This window comes from Methylomonas lenta (assembly GCF_001644015.1).
GTDB classification, from domain to species: Bacteria; Pseudomonadota; Gammaproteobacteria; order Methylococcales; family Methylomonadaceae; genus Methylomonas; species Methylomonas lenta.
This window is the reverse complement of record NZ_LUUI01000077.1, coordinates 1-20,548: the sequence shown is the minus strand read 5'-3', so window position 1 is coordinate 20,548 and position 20,548 is coordinate 1. Positions and strand designations below refer to the sequence as shown.

The window sequence follows — 20,548 nt, the reverse complement described above, 5'->3', positions numbered from 1 at the left end:
TAACAGCTGAATATCAACACTTATGCTGTTTATGCCAATGCGTCATTCAGGCAAGGATTGCCGGAATGACGCTATTTCAGCCCAGATGAAGGATCTTTAAGACAATTAACCACTTACTCTGCGACCCGCTAACAAACTTTTCTGTAATGCGTTGTCGTCCACCCACAAATCACCCGATAACAGTCTGGCAATTTGCGCTGTCAATTCAGGATCTCTGTGTGCCTCAAAAAACAGATTATGTACCACGTTGGAATGGTAAAACCGTTCTACGAACAAGCGCATGGTGTTAAAGCCCATTAAATAAGCTTCGTCATCTTCGGCGTGCAATTGCGGATCGGCTTCGCGGCCTTCGGTTAAGCCTTGATGAATGCGATCGGCGATGCGGGCGGCGCTGGTAAATGCCAGGAAAACCCCGGAGGAAAACACCGGGTCCAGAAAACCGGCCGCATCACCGCAGCAGGCGTAACGCATGCCGTAACGGCTTTGGTTGCCGTAGCTGAAATCGGCCTCGATTCTGATGGGTGCGGATTGCTCGGCGCCTGCCAGCAAGCGGTTGAGGATAGGCGAAGCCGCCAGATAACGGCGTAACAATTCCTCCACATCGCAGTCTTTCGGGCGTTCTTTCTGCACCACCAAGCCCACGCTCAAACGCCGACCGGACAAAGGAATAATCCAAATCCAGCCGATGTCCACTACCGGCACATAAATGCTGCCGGAACGAAACAGCTCATCGGCTTCTTCGCCTGGTTGAATGTTTTGGTAATGGGTATACACGGCAAATTTACCCAGATTTTCGAAGCGCTCTATACTGCGTGCTTTTTTACCCATCAAGGCTGCGCGTCCCGTGGCATCCACCAGATAGCGGCAACGATAATGGCCCTTATCGGAATCTATCGTCACCCCATCCGCCTCACAGGATACTTCAAGCACCTTTTCTTCCTGCTGCGTTTCCACCCCGTGTTTGGCGGCGTTTTCAAACAGCAACTGATCGAAAGGCGCTCTTTCCAGCTGATAGGTTTTACGATAGACGCTCAGTGGAAAATACATGCGCTGACCGCTGCTTTCGTCGATAAACACTGCCCCACTCTTGAACTGATTGCCCTCGCTCCAATCGATGCCCAAACGCTGTATAACCGGCTCGCTAAACGGCAACATGGATTCGCCTATATGAAAACGCGGATGCTTATCGCGTTCCAGCAGCAAAATTTTATGCCCATATTGCGCCAGCAATGTTGCTGCCGTGGAACCTGCAGGGCCACCACCGATGACCACTACATCATAGTCGAAGTCGTTTCGAGTATTCTCTGACATCCAGTATGTACTCGTTATCAATCGTTAGGAAAACCGATTTGGGCGGTATTGTAAATAGCGCGAAAAACCTTCCAATGCACGCCACCTATCCCCGCGCCGGTATACGTGATGATGCCGACACCTTTATAAAATTCATCGGTGCGCATCACATCCGGCCCAAAATAAAAGGGTATCCAGGCTTTGCCTGTTTGGTAGGATTTTGTGTCGGTTGGCTGACCCAGAATTTCGTGGACTTCGCCTTGGGTCATGCCTAATTTGATTTTTGCAAACGGACTATCAGCAGGAAAGTTACCCTCGATTCGCGACTCCGGCTGTTTAGCGGCTTGAGTATTTGGCTGTGCCGCCTGATCTGTAGTTTTGTTTGTTGAAGCACAACCTGCTCCCAGCGTAAAAGCCAGACAGAGCGCGATAGTCTTATGGTTTTTCATTAACATTCCTTACGTTCAATTGGGTGGAGCTATATAGTATTTCATTCAGCGACTCTTTTCGAGGCTTAGCCTTGTTCGACAGCTAATCTCTAACTGATACTGCTTTTTGCAATCCGCCCAACCTTAAGCAGCTAACGCAAGTTGCAAGCCATTCAAATTGAGCAAGGTCTAAGCGTGACAATTCTAAAACATAAGCCTATTTCTACACTGAGGGCGTTATTTATCCCGCTGCATACATTTCCCTAAATTTTTGCATAGGCTCGGATCGTTCTGCAGTGTATAGCTCTGCCAGCTTATGCCATTCATGAATAACCACTTTTAACGATAAATAGGGTGGTTGTTTGGCGTTAACTATCTTGGTATCAAGCTAATGCCTTAAAAATATTAATTCATTTTCGCACCAAAATTGTGCCTAAATATCATTACATTGCACTAATAACACTCACAAATTTACCATTCAAGCAGCGTCAACTTTTTGCCAAACAGCTACAAACACCGACAATCCGCGCGGTTGATCCTACCAAGCAATTAATCTAGCTTGTTGGATCGATTATTGCTCACCACTTAGCTTGTATTCATTATCAAACTAAAGGGAAAGCTATGGCTGGAAATTCTGCACGCACTCAAGCTGTTCAAAACATTACTAATCGCCAACCCATGCCTCCCAAAGCACCGCAGTCTTTGGCTAGTTTATGGGCGAGCGATGTATTTACCTTAAGCAAAATGAAGGAATGCCTGCCTAAAGAGGTTTTTAAATCGTTAAAGAAAACCATTGAAACCGGCGCGGAGCTGGATGTTTCCATCGCCGATGTGGTGGCACTGGCCATGAAAGACTGGGCGCTATCAAAGGGCGCGCTGTATTACGCCCATGTGTTTTATCCGTTGACCAATGCCACCGCAGAAAAACACGACGGCTTTATTTCGGTACAGAGCGATGGCTCGGTCATCTCTGAATTCGGCGGTAAAGTGCTAGTTCAAGGCGAGCCGGATGGTTCCTCGTTCCCGAATGGCGGTATTCGTTCCACCTTTGAAGCCCGAGGTTATACCGCCTGGGATGTAACCAGTCCCGCCTACATTATGACTACCGACAATGGGGCGACGCTATGTATTCCCACGGTATTTATTTCCTGGACTGGCGAAGCGCTGGATAAGAAAACTCCGTTATTACGCGCCAATGCGGCGATGAACAAAGCCGCACAACGCGTATTATCTCTGATTGGCCATACCGATATTGCGCCGGTAAATTCCAGCTGCGGAGCCGAGCAGGAATATTTTCTGGTCGATGCTAATTTCGTCAACAACCGGCCGGATTTGTTGCTGGCGGGACGTACGCTTTTTGGAGCATCGGCGGCAAAAGGTCAGCAGTTTGATGATCATTATTTCGGTGCAATACCTGAACGGGTTCAGGTTTACATGCAGGATGTGGAACAGCAGCTATACCGTCTGGGCATTCCAGCCAAGACCCGTCACAACGAAGTGGCGCCCGGTCAATTCGAGATTGCACCGTTTTTTGAATCCGCCAACGTCGCCACCGATCATCAACAATTGTTAATGACGATCTTGAAAAATACTGCCAAAAAACACGGTCTGGTTTGTCTGCTGCACGAAAAGCCATTCAAAGGCATTAACGGCTCCGGCAAGCACGTGAACTGGTCGGTCGGTAATGCTACCCAAGGCAATTTACTCGATCCAGGCAATACACCGCATGCAAACACACAGTTCCTGTTGTTCTGCGGCGCAGTGATTCGCGGCGTGCATAAATACGGTCCGTTATTGCGCGCGGCCATCGCCACCGCCAGTAACGATCATCGTTTGGGTGCAAATGAAGCGCCACCAGCGATTATGTCCGTGTATTTAGGCTCGCAACTGGATAATGTTTTCGAACAAATCAGCAACGGTGAAATCACCGGCTCCTTAAACGCCGGCGTGATGAATCTAGGCATCAACACCCTGCCGGTGTTTAGTAAGGATGCCGGTGACAGAAATCGTACCTCGCCTTTTGCGTTTACCGGTAACCGCTTTGAATTTCGCGCTGTTGGCTCCAGTCAATCGGTCGCCGGTCCGCTGGTGACCATGAATACCATGCTGGCCGATTCCCTGAATTGGGTGGCCGATAGCCTGGAAAGTCAGTTGAATGCAGGCATCAATCTCGATGGCGCAATCCTTAAAACTCTGAAGACATTAATCGATCAACATGGCGCCGTGGTTTTCGGCGGCAATGGCTATTCTGCCGAATGGCACAAAATGGCGGTCGAAGAACGCGGTTTACGTAATCTAAAAACCGCAGCCGATGCCTTGCCGGTGTTAAAAGAACCCGACGTGCAAGAGTTATTCGAAAAACTCGGTGTATTGTCACCCGTCGAACTCGCCAGCCGATTTGAAATCTACGCCGAGCAGTACATACTGGCAATTGAGGTAGAGGCTAAATTGGTGGTCGGCATGGCAAAAACCGGGATTTATCCGGCTGCAGTGAAATATCTGTCAGATCTTTCGGCTACGTTAAGCAGTCTTAAAACCAATGGTGTTGAGTTGGGAAATGAGCGCCTGGTTCTGATTGCTGGACTCTTAACCTCAATGACCGCAACCGCGGATACACTCAGCGCTACGCTTGCCAAGCATGATTTTGCCACGATTGAAGAACATTTGCAGTTCTGCGCGCAGACTATCCGCCCCCTGATGGATGAGGTGCGTCAGTTTGCCGATGAACTGGAAGGTGAAATCGCTGACGAATTATGGCCGTATCCCACTTATCAAGAAATGTTATTTATTAAATAACTGCCACTACATGCCACAGAAGCCCTGAAAAGGCTGTTGAAGTTGAACAAGCATACAAAATACCTGCTTGAGTCACTTCAACAGCCTGCAGCTGTCACCTTTCAGCAGAGATATAAGGGTAAGCTTTCGGGTTTACTTCTAAACGCCTCTGGCTTCCACTCGACCTCAGTCCAACCTCAAACCACACTCCAAAAATGCCAGCAACTCAATGAATTGGTAAATGTGGTGAACAATGCCCGGGTGCGACGCCAGGGTTTACTCAGCTTGTGCGACCCAATAAGTAGCCGGGTTCAATCGCCGGATGCAGAAAGCCCTATGTCTTGTGCTGAAGGAGAGTGACGGGCGAAATCGTTACCCCGACCCGACCGGCCTTACCGACCATGCACGCCCGCTAGGTTACAAAATGTATTTGAATTTACCAATGGTTTACGTCAACAGCGACAGTTTGGCAACCGAAAGTGCAGTAATGTCAGTTAATTTTACAGGACTAAATTAGTCAGGAATTAAAGTAATAATGCTGAAATAAGGTATGCGGTTGACTATAGCCTGAATGCGTGAATTCAAAACCTAAGATACATGTACTTATTCGAATAAAGCACGAAAACAGGTTTTTATGATTTCACCCAAACCGATTAAAAATCACTTTATATTCAATTGATTAAGGACTAAGTCACGGATTCAGGGTTATATAAAAAATTCCGCAGGTTTGGGCTTAGAGCCTCTCTTTTAGAAAACATGACAGCACAATTGCACATCAATGTTGATTGTTTGCTAAGCACTTAAGCGACAAGATTTCCATGTTTTTTGAACAGGCAGAGGTCTGATTAAATCGATCAAGGTGTCAGTTTTTTTTACACATGCACTACCCCCTCAATTGTTAATTTTAGAGGTTTGTGTCCAAACCCTCGAAATGGTTTTATAAATTTCACGACTGAATATGCGTTTCCAGAAGAATAAAGCCGCTCTGATGTCAGATTCTTCGACGACAAAAAACCTGCAACGAACCCAGGAATTATGGATTTATAATATAGTTATATTATTGATTTACATGATTAAAAAAATTCCGAGAGTTTGAGCTTAGCGCTCCTTTTAGTGAACACGGTAGCCGGCCAAGATAGTTGACACCAAACACGCAGATCTATGTTGATTGGTTGCTACGCACTTCATCGACAAGTTTTCCATGTTTTTTTGAAGAGGCAGAGATCTGAATAAATCATTCAAGGTGTCAGCTTTTTTTACACATGCAATAGATATCCTCGATTTAATTAATGATAATCATCTATTTATCAGTCACTTATAGCCTGGCATATAATATGCTTAAACTAATGTATATTTCAATAACTTAATATAAGGAAATGCCATGAAAAAGCTTTTTTTAGGTTTGTTTATTAGCTGCCTTCTCGGCCAGGCTAATGCTGCATCATTTTCAGAGGTAGGTGATGCGGGCGAATTAATCAATACTGCGCAAGTAACTACTGGCAGTGGTCCGCTCACCTCAATTACCGGTTCTTTGATTAATTTAGGACAAGGTGTAGATGATATTGATTTGTTTGAGATATTTATTTCAGATACCTCCGTTTTTTCAGTAACTGTTACTTCAAATTTCTTTGAGGATGACGGCTCACCTGGGGATAATGATTCAACCCTGTTTTTATTTGATTCTTTAGGCGCTCTGGCCGCTTTTGATGAAGATATTGACACTATAAATGGAAACTACCTTCCTCAGTTCAATACTGGGGACGTTTCTTTCTTATCCATAGGCACCTACTTTTTAGGCTTTGCTTTGTATGACACATATCCAATCTTCGACCCGCTTTCCGGATGGGACCGGGATCCATGGACTTTTCAAACAGGGAATTACACGCTTGCTTTAACAGGTGCCGAATTTTCTGTACCAGCGCAAATATCTTCTGTACCAGAGCCAACGTCAATTGCCCTATTAGGTATTGGCTTAGCTGGAATGGGTTTTTCAAGAAAAATAAAATTGCCTAATTAATTTAGTTTTGACAGTAGAAAGTCTCGATTTTTATCGGGGCTTTATTGCACAGAGGAGACCTATAGTTTTACCAAGAAATCATTAAATGATCGCTGAATATAAAATATTTGTAGCCATGTATAGGACTTATTGAGTCACTATTTCTATTTTTGATAGAACATACTAAGCCTATTCCCTTCATATATACGGATTTTAAATATCGATGTAACAAACAGAATTACCAACTTAAATACTCCGTTTTTTTTCAACTAATTTGTGATATTTGTAATTTATAATTAAAACAAAACTAAAACTAAACCTATTGTAAAGTAGGGGCAGAAAGTCGCGGTTCCTTCCCAGAAGGAAAGCCGGATTGCCGAATATCGACCTCGTAAGCGTCGCAATCTGTAATTTATTTTACGGGAGGTATTCTGTGAATACCAAAAATACAATAATATCCAGGCGAGCCGCATTACTTTTAATGACTACCGCGCTAGCACTGGGAATCAATCAAGCTCTCGCCGATGATGGCAGTAACGGTGAAGCCGGCAAACCAATACTGAAGAGCACGTCCAAGTTGCCGTCCCCAACGGTAGCAGGCTACCTGGACGAGGCCGAGCACGCCTTCATCGGCCAGATGAAATTTTACGTACCGATGCAGGCCGCAAGCGGGGCCGAGTCAGGGACTGATCCTGACGCTAACTCGGACGGCAGTCTTTACTTCGACATTGATGGCAATAAGAAAGATACGCGTACTTTGGCTAAGCCACTGGTGGACGTTCACATGTACGGGCCCATGATAGAAGTGCCTGGCGTTGGCTTTATCGGCCACGGCAAGCGCGATGCCTACGCTTCGGTGAGCCTGGACGACGGCATCACCTGGAAAAAGACCAATCTCTCCGACTCAGCTTCCGAGACATCTTGTGACAACGCCAATTGCAATGTCACACGGACGGATGTACCTTTGTTCGCGAACACCGCATATAAATACCCTGGCGATGTAACCAACCTGTTTCACAGCATCATGGGCAACAAGGTGCTGGTGGCATGGCAGAGTCGTTACTGCGGCAGCGGTCAGCCCAACTATTCGCTGGACAATCCGCAAGCATCTGACGAGCAGAAGGCTCGCCGCGCCGCCATCGCCGCGTTTCTAGGCATCGACCTGACCACGGCCACACCGGATGACCTCTACCTGATCGATATGTACGGCGTCGGCGGCTCACAGGGTTCCGTCAACTACGCAGAAGAGGACGACTACGAGCCAAACCAGGCGGTGGGCGAGGTACCCTATAATTGCCTGTGGACCGCCCGCGGCGTATTAAACAAGGGCGACGACCCGCGCACCACAGATGTCACCGAGTCGAGCTATATGCGTTGGTTTAACCCCGAGCGCTTGACTTCCGGCGTTCGTGATGTCAATCGCATCGAAACCGTTTGCGTGGCCGGTGCCGGCTGCGGCATCACTTGGCAAGAAGATCCCGATGGCTTGCGCGGTGGTCAGGGCGAAGGCCCCGGCGAGGGCTGGAGCGGCGCGGTCGCCAACAGTCAGACCGACGTTTGGTATACCTATATCGATGCGGAGCATTTTGATGTGGTGCAGGATCCGTCTAAAGAGGATGGTAGCTTGCCCATGACCCTAGCGAACTACGAGCTTGCCGCCACCGGCGACATTACGCAGAAGCCCAAACCCTTCGTACCCTTCGCCATGCCCATGCAGCTGACCGATAACGCCAAGTGCAACGTGACCAATCCTAAACCTTACTGCTATGGCTCGGCCATCTTAGGTACGGTCGCCGAAGAAAATAAACCGGTCTTCCCAGTCGCGAACGCGACGCCGATGAGCTACGGCCTAAAGGATATGTGCAAATACACGGTTACGGTTATGACCGGCAAGCAGAACCCCAAAGAGACGGTACTCTGCGTGACCCAGGATGGTTTACCATTGGTTGGCAATACCGCGGCCACCCGCCCGCGGCTGGCAATGTACGGTTATGACTCCACTGGCAAAGTAAGAGATGCTGTCATCGACAGTGCTTTCGTCGCGGTGGTAGCGGAGGAAGACAAAGGCCTCGGTGCGTTCACCTTCGATGCAAACGGCCAATCCTGCGTCCAGGAGAACAACAGCGACCCCGACTGCTTCACTTTCGACGAAGGCAAGAACATCAAGTACTTTACCTTCAGCATGTCGATCAAGGACACCGTTGGCGGTAAGTCTCAGGACGGCCTGTTGGCCAACCTGACACAGCCCGGCCATCAACTCAACCAGCCGGAAGTAGACTGGCAATCCGGTGATTTCTATCCGGCCCGCAACACCAGCGAGTTTTGGAATTTTGTTGATGACTCAGGGAATTACAACTTCAACATCTACAATACCGAGATCGCTCGCCGCGGCAGTTGGCTGGGGCAGGATATCTACAAGGTGCATCTGGCTACATCGAAAGCCGCCTTCGGTCTGCTCGCCTTGCCGACCTGGAAACAAGGCATCATGAACCAGGGTGGCCCGGCGGACGTAATGTCACGTCGTATCGTGATCCCGAATAGAGGCAATTGGAGCCTAACCAACGACGGTAATCCTTATGCCTTCCGTAATATGGCTTGCAATAACTTGGCCGAGAAAGATAATCCTTACTACCCAGGTGGCCTCTGTATGGATTCGGCCATCAACCTGTCGGCTACCATTCCCGACACCTGCACGGATTCAGACTCCGGTGAAGCAGTTGACTGCCCGATGGTTACCATAGGTAGTACCCCCTTCGGCACCACGACTACTAACCCGGTACTGCAGGGAAGTTCGGTAGAGCCTAATAAAACCAAGGTCCTGTCTTGGCACCAGTGCCCAGCCAGCTTCAGCACGGTAAAATCCACCGATGGAACAGTGCTATATAACTGCGATAACGACACGAGGACCAACGACGCCAGCACCCTGGCCGACCAGTCCTGGTACAATCCATTGGACGTGGCGAAGGGTCATCGCGGCTTCCTGGACGGAGATATGGTGATGATGCTGTATGCGTGGTCGCCCAACTGGCGTCTCAACGTAAAGGGTAACGACCGCTACGAGCTGTACATTCGCCGCTCCTTCGCAGGCGCCACCAGCTGGACCACCTTGCCGGCGAAATACAAGTACTGGGATTCGAATGACAGAAACCGTTATGTTGGAGATGGCACGGTTACCTGCGAAACCTTTCGCAGCGCCGAGACCCAGGCCAGCGGTGACTTACTCGAACCCAGAGTATGCAACAAGTATGCGGCCGGCGCCGCCGAGCAGGCCCGCAACGTGACGCAGCATCAGTCGATGCGGATCACCACCCTCGACCCACGCTTCGCCATCACCGGTTCACCTCAAGGAGTGGGCAACACGCTGAACCCATTCGGTTACGGGATCAATCCTTACGGTGAAGACGTGAGGAATCCATCGCGCTTCTTTGTAGTGTACGAAACCGGTGACAACACCACCGCCGCCGAGGGCGAACCAGAGCCACTGGATCTGTTCTATAGCCGCGCAGTGAACTTTGGCGATGACTATCAGGTATGGGCAGAGAATGACCTTAGTACTTGCTACCCGTCTGATCCGCATGAGGACACTGATCCTGATAAAGGCGTGCCAGCGGAACATATCGGCTCAGGCTTTTGCAACGAGTTCGATCAGTTCGACCAGGGCACTCCTGGTCTGGAAGCCAGTGAAGCCAGCCTGGCGGCCAACCCTGGCGGCCAGTTCCTCTACGGTGTTTGGGCGCAGTTGGAGCACGACAAAGACAGCGGCGAGCTTCTAGGGTCAGACGCCATGGCCCGTAGGGTATGGTGGATAGATGGCTACATCTCCGACACATGGGGCTGGGATTTTGGTCAGGGTAGCGGTGACGGTACGCCTGCTACTCCTTAGTCTCTTGATCGCGCCTGCCCGGGGTCTATCCCGGGCAGGATGCCTCAAGCGGACGTCTTGTTATCAATGCCAGCATGGGTACGGAAGAAGCCGGTTGGGCAGGAATTTACCTCACTGAATGGCGTTAATTGAGCCAAGTGTTTTTTTATACACAACGATCAACGACCGATAGTTTGAGATTGCTTAAATTATCGGTCCGAATATCTTTAGGAGATAAAGCAATGAAGCGAAATCATACATGCCAGATAGCAATATTAATGTTACTGGCTGGTTTTTTGGGAGTCGTTTCCGCAGCACCGGGCGGTGGTGGACGGCAAGGTGCTGGCGGTGTTAATCAAGGCGGCACATGGCAAACCAATCCAGCTCCACGCGGCAACCCCCAGCAGCAGCAAATGCAGGAAACAAACCGCCAAATGAAACAAGAGCATAACCAACAAGACGGCTCATGGCAGATGCAAGAGCGCGAACGTGAGCGCGAACAAAATCAGATACAAGAGCAACAGATGCAACGATAAACTGGCAGGGGGCATAATAGCCATAAGGCAATCAGTAAAAGCCCTGACTCATCCAAACTGTAACTTTTCAACATCAAATATCAAAGACCCAAAAAGTTAAGCGTTCAACTATTTTGATGCAAACCATCCATAGTTACCTGCCAGCCCGATTGCAATGGGGACAGCGAAATGTGTTGTTTTTCCGCGCAGTTTGCAATTGAATCAAGCAGCGGCACGGCAGCCAGAATCGGCATTTTGCTTGCCTGAGACTGCCATTCGGCAGAAAATCGTGCCGTGCCAATATGTGGTTTGCCAAGTTGCGCGACACGGTCTTCCACAACGCCCGCAGCTAATACAAAGGCGCTAGCGAAAGCCGGTGCGCCGCTGCCGGGGGCCAGATAATCCGGCCAGCGCTCGTCGTAACACACCAGCAGCAATTCACCACCGTGACAGGCTAATTGGCACCAGGCTTCCAGCATGGCCATGGCAACAGTGTCCAAACCTGCGGCCAAGGCTGTAGCGGGTTGGCTGCATTGCTGGGCAATACTCCAATAACCGGCCACGGTATTTTGTACGGAATTGTGAAAAGCACTGGGTGACACCACGCCATCGGCTTTGCTTAATTCCAGGCAAAGTTGGTCGGTGGTTTGAATTTCGCCGGCTACGCTGGCAAAAATTGCTGGCAGGGTCGCCGTTGAACAACCGGCGTTCTTGCAAGCTAAGGTTGCGGCTGTAAATGCCATTTGGGTCGCCTGACTACTACGGCGACGCAGCAAAGGCGGAATGGTGCACGAATAATGTCGGAAACCGGAAACGGCATGCCCGCGCGTATATCAGCATCAGGTGCGCAAGCGCCGAAACCGAGCAGGCTCATGTATTCCATCAGACAACCTCCAACAACACGCTGGCATTATTGCCGCCAAAACCGAAAGCGTTGCTCAACACTAGCTTGGTTTTTATAGCCGCATCCAATCTGGCAATGACCGGGATCTGACATTGCGCGTCGACTTGTTGTAAACCACAGGTGGCGGGCAGAAAACCTTTTTCCAAAGCCAACAGGCTGACGATGGTTTCCACCGCTCCCGCCGCACCCAGAGTATGTCCGAGCAATCCTTTTACCCCGCTACAAGGCGGCGGATTGTCGAACAGACCTGCTACAGCTTTGGCTTCGGATAAATCATTCAATTGGCTGGCAGTGGCGTGTAGATTAATGTAATCGACGTCTTCCAGTTGGCGGCCAGCCAACCGCACAGCCTGGCGCATGGCGGCGGCGGCACCGATGCCTTGTGGATGCGGAGCGCTCATATGATGTGCATCTGACGACTCGCCGACGGCTAACAATCGGGGGCTACCGGCGTTATCGGGATTGGGGCGTTCCAACAATAACAAGGCCGCGGCTTCGCCAATGTTGATGCCTTTGCGTTCGGCGTCCATCGGTCGGCAGGCTTCCGGCGAGATCAACTGCAGACTGTAAAAACCGCGCAACGTCAAGCGACACAAACTATCTACCCCAGCCACCAGCACCGCATCACAGATATCGGCAGTGATTAAGCGTTGTGCCGCACCCAAAGCTTTGGCGCTGGATGAGCAGGCGGTGGATATGGCAAAACAGGGTCCTTGCAGAGCCAGTTCATGCTGTAAAAATTCTGCCGTAGCCTGGGCGGTATGGGTTGTTAGAAAACTAAAGTCAGCCGGCATGCTGCCATCGCGCTGTAAATCAAAATAGGCGTTCTCGGTTTCGTAAATGCCGGAAGTGCTGGTGCCTAAAATCACCCCTACCCGTGTTGATCCATGTTGCGCTATAGCGCGTTCCACATCAGCGCGGAAGCCCCCCTGATTCAATGCTTTGAGCGCCAGCTGGGCATTGCGGCATTGATAGGTTTTAAGATGAGCTGGTAGAGCCGGTAATGCAGTACTGACCTCACCCACCAAGGTTTCGAAAGGAATGTCGAATAAACCTAGCGGTTTTAAACAGGTTTGGTTAGCCATTAAAGCGGCATATAGCGCCTCCACGTCATCGCCGGCGGCGCTAACACATTGATAAGCGGTAATGGCTGCAGGTGGCAGCGCCTGATGTATCGTCATTACTTTGTGGTTTTAGGAATCAGCAATGGGCAAAGCAGAAAACCAACAGTGACGCCCAAACTAACTGACAGCGCCAAGATGGGTAAGGTTGGGGTTTTACCTAAACCCAGCGCCCCAAAGGATGCCAGCGTAGTCAGGGTGGACGATGCAATGGCATGATACGTGACATTGCTGTCGCGACCGCGATTGTCCATAAAGAAGATGCCGTAATCGACGCACAAGGATATTGCCAACAATAAGCCGATCACATGCAGGAAACTGATTTCTTCACCGATTACCGCCCAAGTAGCGAAAATAAATAATACCGCAGCCAGCGCCGGTACCAGGGTCAACAGCATTCTACGTAGATTGCGTTGCTGTAACCAAATCAACAAAGCCATGATACCAATGCCGATGGCCAGCATGCGTAACGACCGATCACGATATTGTGCCGCCAAGTGATCCAATTGATCTTTTTGGCTAAAGTAGCGAGTGCCCGCTAGGCCTTGCAAACCCTCGCTGAGTTTAACGGCATCGTGGTCGCCCAGCCATATTGCAAAACTCACGCCCTGTTGGCCTTGCAGCAATTGGCCGGACAGAATATGCCTAACCGATGAAGCCAATACCGTTTCGGGATTCAGCGGCTGAGATGAGGCCGGTAATAACGTGCCGAGCTTTTCGGTAGACAAGCCGGCTGCTGTCAATGCGTCCAGCCAAGCCTGGCGGAATTGCGGGGTTATGTCTTGCTGATAGGTTTGCATGTTTTCCGCTTGCAACGCTTGCGATACCAACCAGGGAAACAAGCCGTGATATTCGCTCAACACGCCGGCCTGTTTTAGTTGCTGCAAACGGCGTTCGGCGGCTTCGCTACGTTGCAGCGCGGTTTCGAAATCATCTGCCTGAATCAAAACAAAACGACCTGGCTCGATGCTGGAAAAATGCGCGCGAACAGCTTGGTCTTGCTGTTTGATAAAATCCATATCCATGGCCAGTTTTTGCATGTCATCCATCCAGCGTAACTGCGGCAAAACCAGCAATGACAACACCACTGCAGCGGCAAACACACTCAACAAAAGTTTGCGCCGACGTCCACAAAAAGCCACCCAGCCGGCAATGCCCGGTAAATGGGCAACCTGCATCGATACATTAACCAATAATGCCGGCAGCACCCAGCGAGTCAATGCCAGTGAAGTGGCGATGCTGAACAAAGCAAACACGGCAATCTGTTCAAACCCCGGAAAACCGGTAAGCCCCAGCGCTATGTAGCCGACCACGGTGGTCAAACCACCCATGAACAGGCTGGGCCATAGCAGTTGTACGGCAGCCAATGGCGTGTGGCGATGCTTGGCAGAATGGATCATGACATGCATAGGATAATCTACGCAGATACCAATCAAACTGGCGCCTAACGCCAACGTCAGACTGTGTACAGACTCAAAAGCGAGGGAGGTTGCCAGCGTACCCACCAGAAATGCAGCAGCCTGGATCATCATGATCCAATGCAGGGCGATGAATGAGCGAAATAGCAGTAAAAAAACCAGCACCACGCCGACGCTGGAAACTACCGACACCAAAGTCACATCACGGCTGATTTCACTGTGTGCGGCCACGCTGAATACCGGTACACCGGCCATTGCCAGATGAAATCCGCCGCCGGCGTTAGCATTCAACGCATCGAAAGTGGCATGAATTGCGCTTTGTAACTGTTGATGGGCAGCAGAATCCAGCGCCGGCGGCTGGCTTTGCAGGATGATGGCGCCACCGGCAGCACTAATGGGTGATTGCTGGGCAAACTGGGCTTGTAAGCCTTTGAAACCATTGAGCGACAGTAGCAATGGATCTTGTTTGGCGATGGTTTTGACGAAACCACCCTGCGGCGAGAGTAAGGCTTGCTTCAATCCCTCTGCCTGCGCCAGCAATCTCAAAGGATCAAACAGTGTGACTCCGTCCTGCGCAGGGTTAAGACTGAATAGCCGCGCATGGTAAGGCGCATAAGTAGTTACTGCATCAATCCAGTCGCGTGGCGGCTGGTTAGCTGGCCAAACTTGCTCTACACCATCAAGCTTGGCCAAGCCCTGCACCAATTGGGCGCTGAAATTTGCCAGCATATTGGTATGATCATCCGGCTTATCCGCATTGGCTTCCACCACCAACAGATAACGGCGGGATAGTTCGCCCGACTGCAGTAGTCCGGACAGTAATCGGGAATCTTCGTCGTCGGTAGCGGTAAAAAAGGCATTAAGATCGGATTCGACCCGGATTTGCCAAACGGTGAGTGCCAATAGCAAAGGCAACAGCATTAAAAACCAGCGTTTTCTCCAAACGAAAGACACCGATTATTCTCCTGTGGCTTCTTGCAGCAACTGCGGAATGCTGTAGGCCTCAGCCTGCTTGGGTAAGGCCTTGTCGATATGATATTCGGTGGATTCGCCATCGGCTTGGCGAATGATAATCCGTCGTTGCTGATCGTCGCCATCACCGGAAATTTCGATGGCAGCTGTCTGGTCGTCACTGTGTTCGGCTTTGGGTGTCAGCCTTAAAGTCCAGTGCTTATCGTGCTGCTCGGCAACAAAATTGTAGTTAGGCTGTAATTCCTCGGCACGGCCTTGCAGGATGGAGCGGAACACCAAAATTTGCGCAGCCGCAGGGCCAGCATAATCTATAGGCATAGTGTGGCGTTGATCTTGTTCAGGGTCCCAGTAAATCATGCTGTCATTAGTAATAGCCATGATGACCCGAGTAGGTTGCAATTGCAGCTTGACCAAACTGCCGTTGCCGTCGGTCAGCATAATACCTTGGCCTTGCCAGGGCGAAGTCGCCAGTTCCAGTTGTCGGGTTTCTTGATATTGATATTGCGCCGGTCCGGTTTGGCGGATATGGGCCAGCAATTCAGTCAGCTTGCTATCATCGGCAAACCCCAAGATGGGCGCAAACAGTAACAGCAAAAACAGCCACTGCTTCATAACGGCTTATCCTCAAATAACTTGTGGCCGTTCAAGGCAAAGAATTTAGCGGTTTCCAGCATAGGTGGAATTTCAAGATCAGGAAAACGTTTATGCCGATATAGCCACTCCGCGACCACCAAAACGCCCATCAGCAAATACACCAACACCCCCGTGTATACAGCCCAAGCTTTTGGCCCGGCAAAAAGCGGCAGCAAGGCGCAGACTAATACATTGACGGCGAAAAAAACCGTCCAAACCCAGGTCACTTGACGAAGATATTCGGCAATACCGGGTATAAAATCCGGATACAGTAAGCGCACCAGACGTTCGCACAAGGTTGGCGGCGACCACAAGGTGTGGCCGAACAATATAGTCAGCCCGATATAAACGAATGAAGGCACCAACCAGATGAAATAGGCGTTGGAAAAATAGGCGGCTACCAACAACACAGCCACTAACGCCAGAGTAGCCAAGCGATATAGGATTTTTTCCAGCTTGATTCCGCGCCAAAAGCTGATGCCGGCAAACACCACCAACTCTAGGCTGGCAAAGCCTAGTTTGGCCAAGTAAGCGCTAAGAAAGGGATAAGCAAGAAACAAACAGGCAATCGCGACGGGCTTGATTGCGTTAAGCATGACTTTATCGGCTGCGATTATCGGCGACGAATTCTGCCAGGGCGCGTACGGATGCAAAAATCTGATTATTGCGTTCGTCACCGGAGGTGATTTTGATACCAAACTGACGATCCAGCATCACGCCAATTTCCAGCGCATCGATGGAATCCAGCCCCAGGCCGCCACCGAATAAAGCTGCATCGGGTGACAGGTCGTCCGGTGCAATATCTTCCAGGCGCAAACCCTCGATAAGCATGGCTTTCAATTGGCTGATCAAGTCGTCTGACATAACGGATTCAATTCCTTTAATAAAGCCAAGATTTTACACAATAATCCGACTTGCGCCAAAAACACTTGGATTGCCAGGCTAGTGATGCCAAAATTGCTAGCAGATTAAGCCTTAGCCCAGCCGACCCGGATTATTAATACGTGCGTTATTTATTAGCTTTTAAAGTCATACTGTTTACCGTACTGGTTCCTGGTACAGTCATATTTTACTTCCCCTATTCATTAGTATTGAGATCTACCGGCAGCTTGCAATGGCCGAATCTGGCGCTAAGCATTCCGGCGTCGCTCTGCATACTTATCGGCACAGCCATCTATCTACGTTGCGCCTGGGATTTTGCCGTTGATGGGCTTGGCACACCGGCACCTATCGATCCGCCGAAAAAACTGGTCGTCAGCGGGCTATATCGTCGAACTCGCAACCCCATGTATCATGGCGTTCTGCTATTACTGTTAGCCGAATGCCTGCTGTTTCCTGAAGCCGGCCTGTGGATTTACGCCAGCTCGATAGGCTTGACATTTCACCTATTCGTGGTGTTTTACGAAGAACCCGCTCTGGTCAAACGCTTCGGCGTCACGTATTCCGATTACTGCCAAAAAGTGCCGCGCTGGGGTTTTGCCAGCCAGCCTTTTTCTAGCAATGCGGCAGGCAAAGACTGATTATTCGCTGTGTATAATCAGCTTATTCATTCATTTTCTTAATCAACTCAACTTATGAAAGAAAAACTCAAAACGTTTATCTTTGCCGAACTTATTTACCATGAAGACCCGGCCGCTTTTGGCGATGACGATGATCTGCTGGAAGCCGGGCTCGACAGCATGGGCATCATGCGGCTGATCATGTTCGCCGAGAAAGAATTTGGCGTCACCCTGCCGGATACGGAAATCGAACCCGACAATGTAAAAAGCCTGAATGCGCTGGAAATATGGATACAAAAAGCAGCCTAACCCCATGACAACAAACTCACCGCAGTTATTCAATCCGGCCGACTATTTTACCTATGTGCTCGACCAGGAAATCCGTGCTGCCGGCATGCCCGGCGGCTATTGCTGTTTTGCCTTGGAATTGGCCGCCGAACCCAATTTGGAGCAATTACAGCAACGCTTAAATCTACTGGTGGAGAAATTCCCCAAGGCATCTGCGCGCATCGAATCTCAGGGTAAACGCTTTGCCTGGGTACCAACCGGCCAGCCCATCGTGCTGGAACGGCATCGCTGCCAAGCGGATCAAGATCAGCAGCAAGAATCGCAGCGCATCCTTTTGGAGATTTTCAACCGTCCGGAATCTTTGCCGCTAACCGTGCATTGGATAGCCAGCAATACCGGTGGCAGCTTGCTGCTTAACTGGGTTCATCCGTTACTGGATGCGCGCGGCGGGAAGATTCTGCTGGATTTTCTAGCTTCGGAACAGCCGGAAAGCTTCAAAGAATCGCCATCGCTGATCGAAGCCAAACTGGCGCAATGGAGTATCTGGAAAAAGCTGCTGTTGTTATTTAAAGCCAAACGCCACAATAACGAATCCAACCGTCTGGATAGCTGCTTACCCACAACCAGTGAACAAGGCCGACAAACCCTAAAACTGAAAGTGCGTCGTTATGACGACGACGAATCCAAACGCATCGCCAAACTCGCGCAACAGCAAACCGGCATGGCTGGCCGCACCCTCTATTATCTCGGCTGTTTCATGCGAGCCATGGAGCTAGTGGGACCACCAGCCGCCAAAGCCGGATATTGCATTCCTTATGCGTTTAATTTGCGTCGGCAAAATGCACCTACGCCGGTATTAGGCAATCATGTCGGCTGTCTATTCGCCCGCGCCACCCGCGAGCAGGTCTACAACAGACAAAGCTTATTCCAGCATTTGCTATCGCAACATACAAAAGTCGTGCGAGACGAACTGGATCTGGCTTACTTGCCGCTGATGTGGTTGGGACAATTCTTGTCACCGGCACGTTATGCCAAATTGCTGCGAAAACAACATAGTGGTGGCGAATTAAGCTCGTTGTGGTTTTCCGATGTCGGCGATTTATCCTGGAGCAAAAACGGCTTTCAGGGCATACCGGTTTTAGACATGAGCATGCTGTGCTGGATGACGCTACCGCCAGGCATGGCCTTGTTGGCCGGACAAATCAACGGCCGGCTGACGCTATCGTATAACTATCTGTCGCCGGCAATAGACGAAGCCTGGCTGGATGCGGTGATGGCCAAAATGGACGACGAATTATTGGCAAACCAACCGAGCTAAGCCATGTTGCTTGAGGCCTTTTTACATCAATGCATTGATCATCCGGATGCGTTAGCCTTGCAAGAGCAAGACCGCTGCTTAAGTTATGCGCAGTTATTACAGCAAGCACAAGCCGTCGCTGCAGCGCTACAAACATTAGGCACCCTACCCGGCCAACCCGTCGCCATTCATCTGGATCGTGGCATTGATGCGGTGATTGCCGTTTTCGGCGTCTTGCTGAGCGGGGCTTGCTATGTACCTTTGGACCTAAAAAACCCAAGCTCCCGCTTGGCATTTATCACTGCGGATGCGCAAGTCAAAGTCGTATTAGGAATCGGTACAGCCCCCGAATGGCTGGAAGCAGGTTTATGGCTGAACATGGCCGATTGTCCGAACACCCCATTTAACCCCGTCGAAACGACTAACGATGGTTTAGCGGCGATTTTGTATACCTCGGGTTCTACCGGCCAACCGCACGGCGTAGCCCTGAGTCATGGCGCGATTGCGGCTTTTGCAAACTGGGCGGCTGATTTGCTGGCTTTAACACCCATCGACCGCATCGCCAGCAGTGCACCGCTGTTTTTTGATCTGTCCACCTTCGACCTTTATGCGGTTTTAGGCACAGGCGCCAGCTTACATTTTTTGCCCGGCAAACTGACCATGGCACCGGCCCGTTTGAGCGCCTGGCTCAGTGAACAAGCAATCAGCGGCTGGTACAGCGTGCCTTCGCTGCTGGCCTTTCTGGCTTACAAAGGCAACTTGGCGCAAACGCCGCTGGCATCCTTACGCTTTATAATCTTCGCGGGTGAAGTGTTTCCAACACCTGCTTTGATTGATTTAGCTGCAGCACTGCCGCAAACGGCTTTATACAATTTCTTCGGCCCCACGGAAACCAATGTCTGTTGTTATTGGCCGGTTAAGCGGGAACAGTTGCAGGCCAAACAAAACATTCCCATCGGCCAACCCGCAGCCGGCTGCGAATTGCATATCCATGCCGACAGCAACGAACTGAGGGTGCGCGGCCCCACCTTAGCCAGCGGTTATTGGGGCGCAGGCCAGTTGCGGCCTTTTTTGAACGCACAAAGTTGGTATCCCACTGGCGACAGCGTTAGCCTGGAAAATGGCGAATACCGCTTTCATGGCCGCTTGGGTCGCATGCTGAAATGCTCCGGCTATCGAGTGGAACCAGCGGAAATTGAAGCGGTAGTCAATGCAATTGATGGGGTACGGGATTGTGCGGTACTGGGTGTCGATGATCCTACCGCTGGCCAGCGACCCGTATTGGCTATGGTTTTAGAATCTGGAATAGGCATTGCCGAAATACGCAAACACCTACTTCAGCAGTTGCCTTCCTACATGCAACCCAGCCGTTATCAAGTGCTGGACGCCCTGCCCCGCTTGCCGAATGGCAAGCTGGATTACCAAACGTTACGAAGTATGTTGGAAACTTAAAGATAACTATCGTTCCCACGCTCCGCGCACCCTCAAGGGCATAAATGGTAACGCAGCCCCAGACGCTCCAGCGTCCTAAAACAAGAAAGCATCATATG

General features: G+C 50.4%; 17 protein-coding genes and 1 riboswitch. Of the genes, 8 read left to right on the top strand and 9 right to left on the bottom strand.

Annotated elements, in window-relative coordinates:
• Window positions 1-105 precede the first annotated feature (105 nt).
• Together A1359_RS05195 and A1359_RS05190 are read right to left on the bottom strand one after the other, a co-directional pair.
• Window positions 106-1,311: an NAD(P)/FAD-dependent oxidoreductase gene (locus A1359_RS05195; RefSeq protein WP_066979020.1), complete on the bottom strand. Its 1,206-nt coding sequence runs from the start codon at window positions 1,309-1,311 to the stop codon at window positions 106-108.
• Between the two features lie 17 nt (window positions 1,312-1,328).
• Window positions 1,329-1,739 (bottom strand): hypothetical protein, encoded by a 411-nt coding sequence (locus A1359_RS05190; RefSeq protein ID WP_066979016.1) that lies wholly within the window; start codon window positions 1,737-1,739, stop codon window positions 1,329-1,331.
• Between the two features lie 600 nt (window positions 1,740-2,339).
• Here A1359_RS05190 and A1359_RS05185 point away from each other — a divergent pair.
• From A1359_RS05185 to A1359_RS05170, 4 genes are all read left to right on the top strand, one after another.
• Window positions 2,340-4,514 carry a glutamine synthetase III family protein gene (locus tag A1359_RS05185; RefSeq protein WP_066979012.1) on the top strand — a complete coding sequence of 725 codons (2,175 nt, stop codon included), beginning with the start codon at window positions 2,340-2,342 and terminating at the stop codon, window positions 4,512-4,514.
• Between the two features lie 1,360 nt (window positions 4,515-5,874).
• Window positions 5,875-6,510, top strand: a complete 636-nt coding sequence (locus A1359_RS05180; RefSeq protein ID WP_066979009.1) for a PEP-CTERM sorting domain-containing protein — start codon at window positions 5,875-5,877, stop codon at window positions 6,508-6,510.
• A gap of 281 nt (window positions 6,511-6,791) precedes the next feature.
• A riboswitch (cyclic di-GMP riboswitch) is annotated at window positions 6,792-6,870 on the top strand.
• Between the two features lie 100 nt (window positions 6,871-6,970).
• Window positions 6,971-10,372, top strand: coding sequence for a choice-of-anchor O protein (locus tag A1359_RS05175; protein WP_066979005.1), 3,402 nt, complete (start codon window positions 6,971-6,973; stop codon window positions 10,370-10,372).
• Window positions 10,373-10,593: 221 nt separating this feature from the next.
• On the top strand, window positions 10,594-10,887 hold the full coding sequence (locus A1359_RS05170; RefSeq protein ID WP_157200480.1) for a hypothetical protein: 294 nt from the start codon (window positions 10,594-10,596) through the stop codon (window positions 10,885-10,887).
• A gap of 104 nt (window positions 10,888-10,991) precedes the next feature.
• Here the strand turns inward: A1359_RS05170 and A1359_RS05165 are convergent, their stop codons facing one another.
• From A1359_RS05165 to A1359_RS05140, 7 genes are read right to left on the bottom strand one after another with little or no spacing between them, the layout of a single operon-like run.
• Window positions 10,992-11,609 (bottom strand): beta-ketoacyl synthase chain length factor, encoded by a 618-nt coding sequence (locus A1359_RS05165; protein WP_232322127.1) that lies wholly within the window; start codon window positions 11,607-11,609, stop codon window positions 10,992-10,994.
• Window positions 11,585-11,749 carry a hypothetical protein gene (locus A1359_RS23080; RefSeq protein WP_232322126.1) on the bottom strand — a complete coding sequence of 55 codons (165 nt, stop codon included), beginning with the start codon at window positions 11,747-11,749 and terminating at the stop codon, window positions 11,585-11,587. The genes A1359_RS05165 and A1359_RS23080 overlap by 25 nt, the downstream gene beginning before the upstream one ends.
• Window positions 11,749-12,951: a beta-ketoacyl-ACP synthase gene (locus A1359_RS05160; protein ID WP_066978999.1), complete on the bottom strand. Its 1,203-nt coding sequence runs from the start codon at window positions 12,949-12,951 to the stop codon at window positions 11,749-11,751. Before A1359_RS05160 ends, A1359_RS23080 begins: the two co-directional genes overlap by 1 nt.
• Window positions 12,951-15,263 carry an MMPL family transporter gene (locus tag A1359_RS05155; RefSeq protein WP_066978996.1) on the bottom strand — a complete coding sequence of 771 codons (2,313 nt, stop codon included), beginning with the start codon at window positions 15,261-15,263 and terminating at the stop codon, window positions 12,951-12,953. Before A1359_RS05155 ends, A1359_RS05160 begins: the two co-directional genes overlap by 1 nt.
• A 3-nt stretch (window positions 15,264-15,266) precedes the next feature.
• A complete protein-coding gene (locus tag A1359_RS05150) occupies window positions 15,267-15,893 on the bottom strand; it encodes a LolA family protein (RefSeq protein WP_066978993.1) in 627 nt (208 codons plus the stop codon).
• The gene (locus tag A1359_RS05145; RefSeq protein ID WP_066978990.1) at window positions 15,890-16,510 is read right to left on the bottom strand and encodes a COG4648 family protein; all 621 of its coding nucleotides are present in this window, start codon (window positions 16,508-16,510) and stop codon (window positions 15,890-15,892) included. Before A1359_RS05145 ends, A1359_RS05150 begins: the two co-directional genes overlap by 4 nt.
• A 4-nt stretch (window positions 16,511-16,514) precedes the next feature.
• The gene (locus A1359_RS05140; RefSeq protein WP_066978987.1) at window positions 16,515-16,778 is read right to left on the bottom strand and encodes a phosphopantetheine-binding protein; all 264 of its coding nucleotides are present in this window, start codon (window positions 16,776-16,778) and stop codon (window positions 16,515-16,517) included.
• Window positions 16,779-16,918: 140 nt separating this feature from the next.
• Here A1359_RS05140 and A1359_RS05135 point away from each other — a divergent pair, with 140 nt between their 5' ends.
• The 4 genes from A1359_RS05135 to A1359_RS05120 are packed head-to-tail and all read left to right on the top strand — an operon-like array spanning window position 16,919 to window position 20,450.
• Window positions 16,919-17,434: a methyltransferase family protein gene (locus A1359_RS05135; RefSeq protein WP_232322125.1), complete on the top strand. Its 516-nt coding sequence runs from the start codon at window positions 16,919-16,921 to the stop codon at window positions 17,432-17,434.
• A gap of 54 nt (window positions 17,435-17,488) precedes the next feature.
• Window positions 17,489-17,722, top strand: a complete 234-nt coding sequence (locus A1359_RS05130) for an acyl carrier protein (protein WP_066978984.1) — start codon at window positions 17,489-17,491, stop codon at window positions 17,720-17,722.
• A gap of 4 nt (window positions 17,723-17,726) precedes the next feature.
• On the top strand, window positions 17,727-19,019 hold the full coding sequence (locus A1359_RS05125) for a hypothetical protein (RefSeq protein WP_066978981.1): 1,293 nt from the start codon (window positions 17,727-17,729) through the stop codon (window positions 19,017-19,019).
• 3 nt (window positions 19,020-19,022) lie between these two features.
• Window positions 19,023-20,450, top strand: a complete 1,428-nt coding sequence (locus A1359_RS05120; RefSeq protein WP_066978977.1) for an AMP-binding protein — start codon at window positions 19,023-19,025, stop codon at window positions 20,448-20,450.
• The last annotated feature ends 98 nt before the right edge of the window (window positions 20,451-20,548 follow it).

Coding starts and splice junctions, on each gene's coding strand:
- A1359_RS05195 (WP_066979020.1), bottom strand. CDS start 1,311: ATGTCAGAGAATACTCGAAACGACTTCGACTATGATGTAGTGGTCATC.
- A1359_RS05190 (WP_066979016.1), bottom strand. CDS start 1,739: ATGAAAAACCATAAGACTATCGCGCTCTGTCTGGCTTTTACGCTGGGA.
- A1359_RS05185 (WP_066979012.1), top strand. CDS start 2,340: ATGGCTGGAAATTCTGCACGCACTCAAGCTGTTCAAAACATTACTAAT.
- A1359_RS05180 (WP_066979009.1), top strand. CDS start 5,875: ATGAAAAAGCTTTTTTTAGGTTTGTTTATTAGCTGCCTTCTCGGCCAG.
- A1359_RS05175 (WP_066979005.1), top strand. CDS start 6,971: ATGACTACCGCGCTAGCACTGGGAATCAATCAAGCTCTCGCCGATGAT.
- A1359_RS05170 (WP_157200480.1), top strand. CDS start 10,594: ATGAAGCGAAATCATACATGCCAGATAGCAATATTAATGTTACTGGCT.
- A1359_RS05165 (WP_232322127.1), bottom strand. CDS start 11,609: ATGGCATTTACAGCCGCAACCTTAGCTTGCAAGAACGCCGGTTGTTCA.
- A1359_RS23080 (WP_232322126.1), bottom strand. CDS start 11,749: ATGGAATACATGAGCCTGCTCGGTTTCGGCGCTTGCGCACCTGATGCT.
- A1359_RS05160 (WP_066978999.1), bottom strand. CDS start 12,951: ATGACGATACATCAGGCGCTGCCACCTGCAGCCATTACCGCTTATCAA.
- A1359_RS05150 (WP_066978993.1), bottom strand. CDS start 15,893: ATGAAGCAGTGGCTGTTTTTGCTGTTACTGTTTGCGCCCATCTTGGGG.
- A1359_RS05145 (WP_066978990.1), bottom strand. CDS start 16,510: ATGCTTAACGCAATCAAGCCCGTCGCGATTGCCTGTTTGTTTCTTGCT.
- A1359_RS05140 (WP_066978987.1), bottom strand. CDS start 16,778: ATGTCAGACGACTTGATCAGCCAATTGAAAGCCATGCTTATCGAGGGT.
- A1359_RS05130 (WP_066978984.1), top strand. CDS start 17,489: ATGAAAGAAAAACTCAAAACGTTTATCTTTGCCGAACTTATTTACCAT.
- A1359_RS05125 (WP_066978981.1), top strand. CDS start 17,727: ATGACAACAAACTCACCGCAGTTATTCAATCCGGCCGACTATTTTACC.
- A1359_RS05120 (WP_066978977.1), top strand. CDS start 19,023: ATGTTGCTTGAGGCCTTTTTACATCAATGCATTGATCATCCGGATGCG.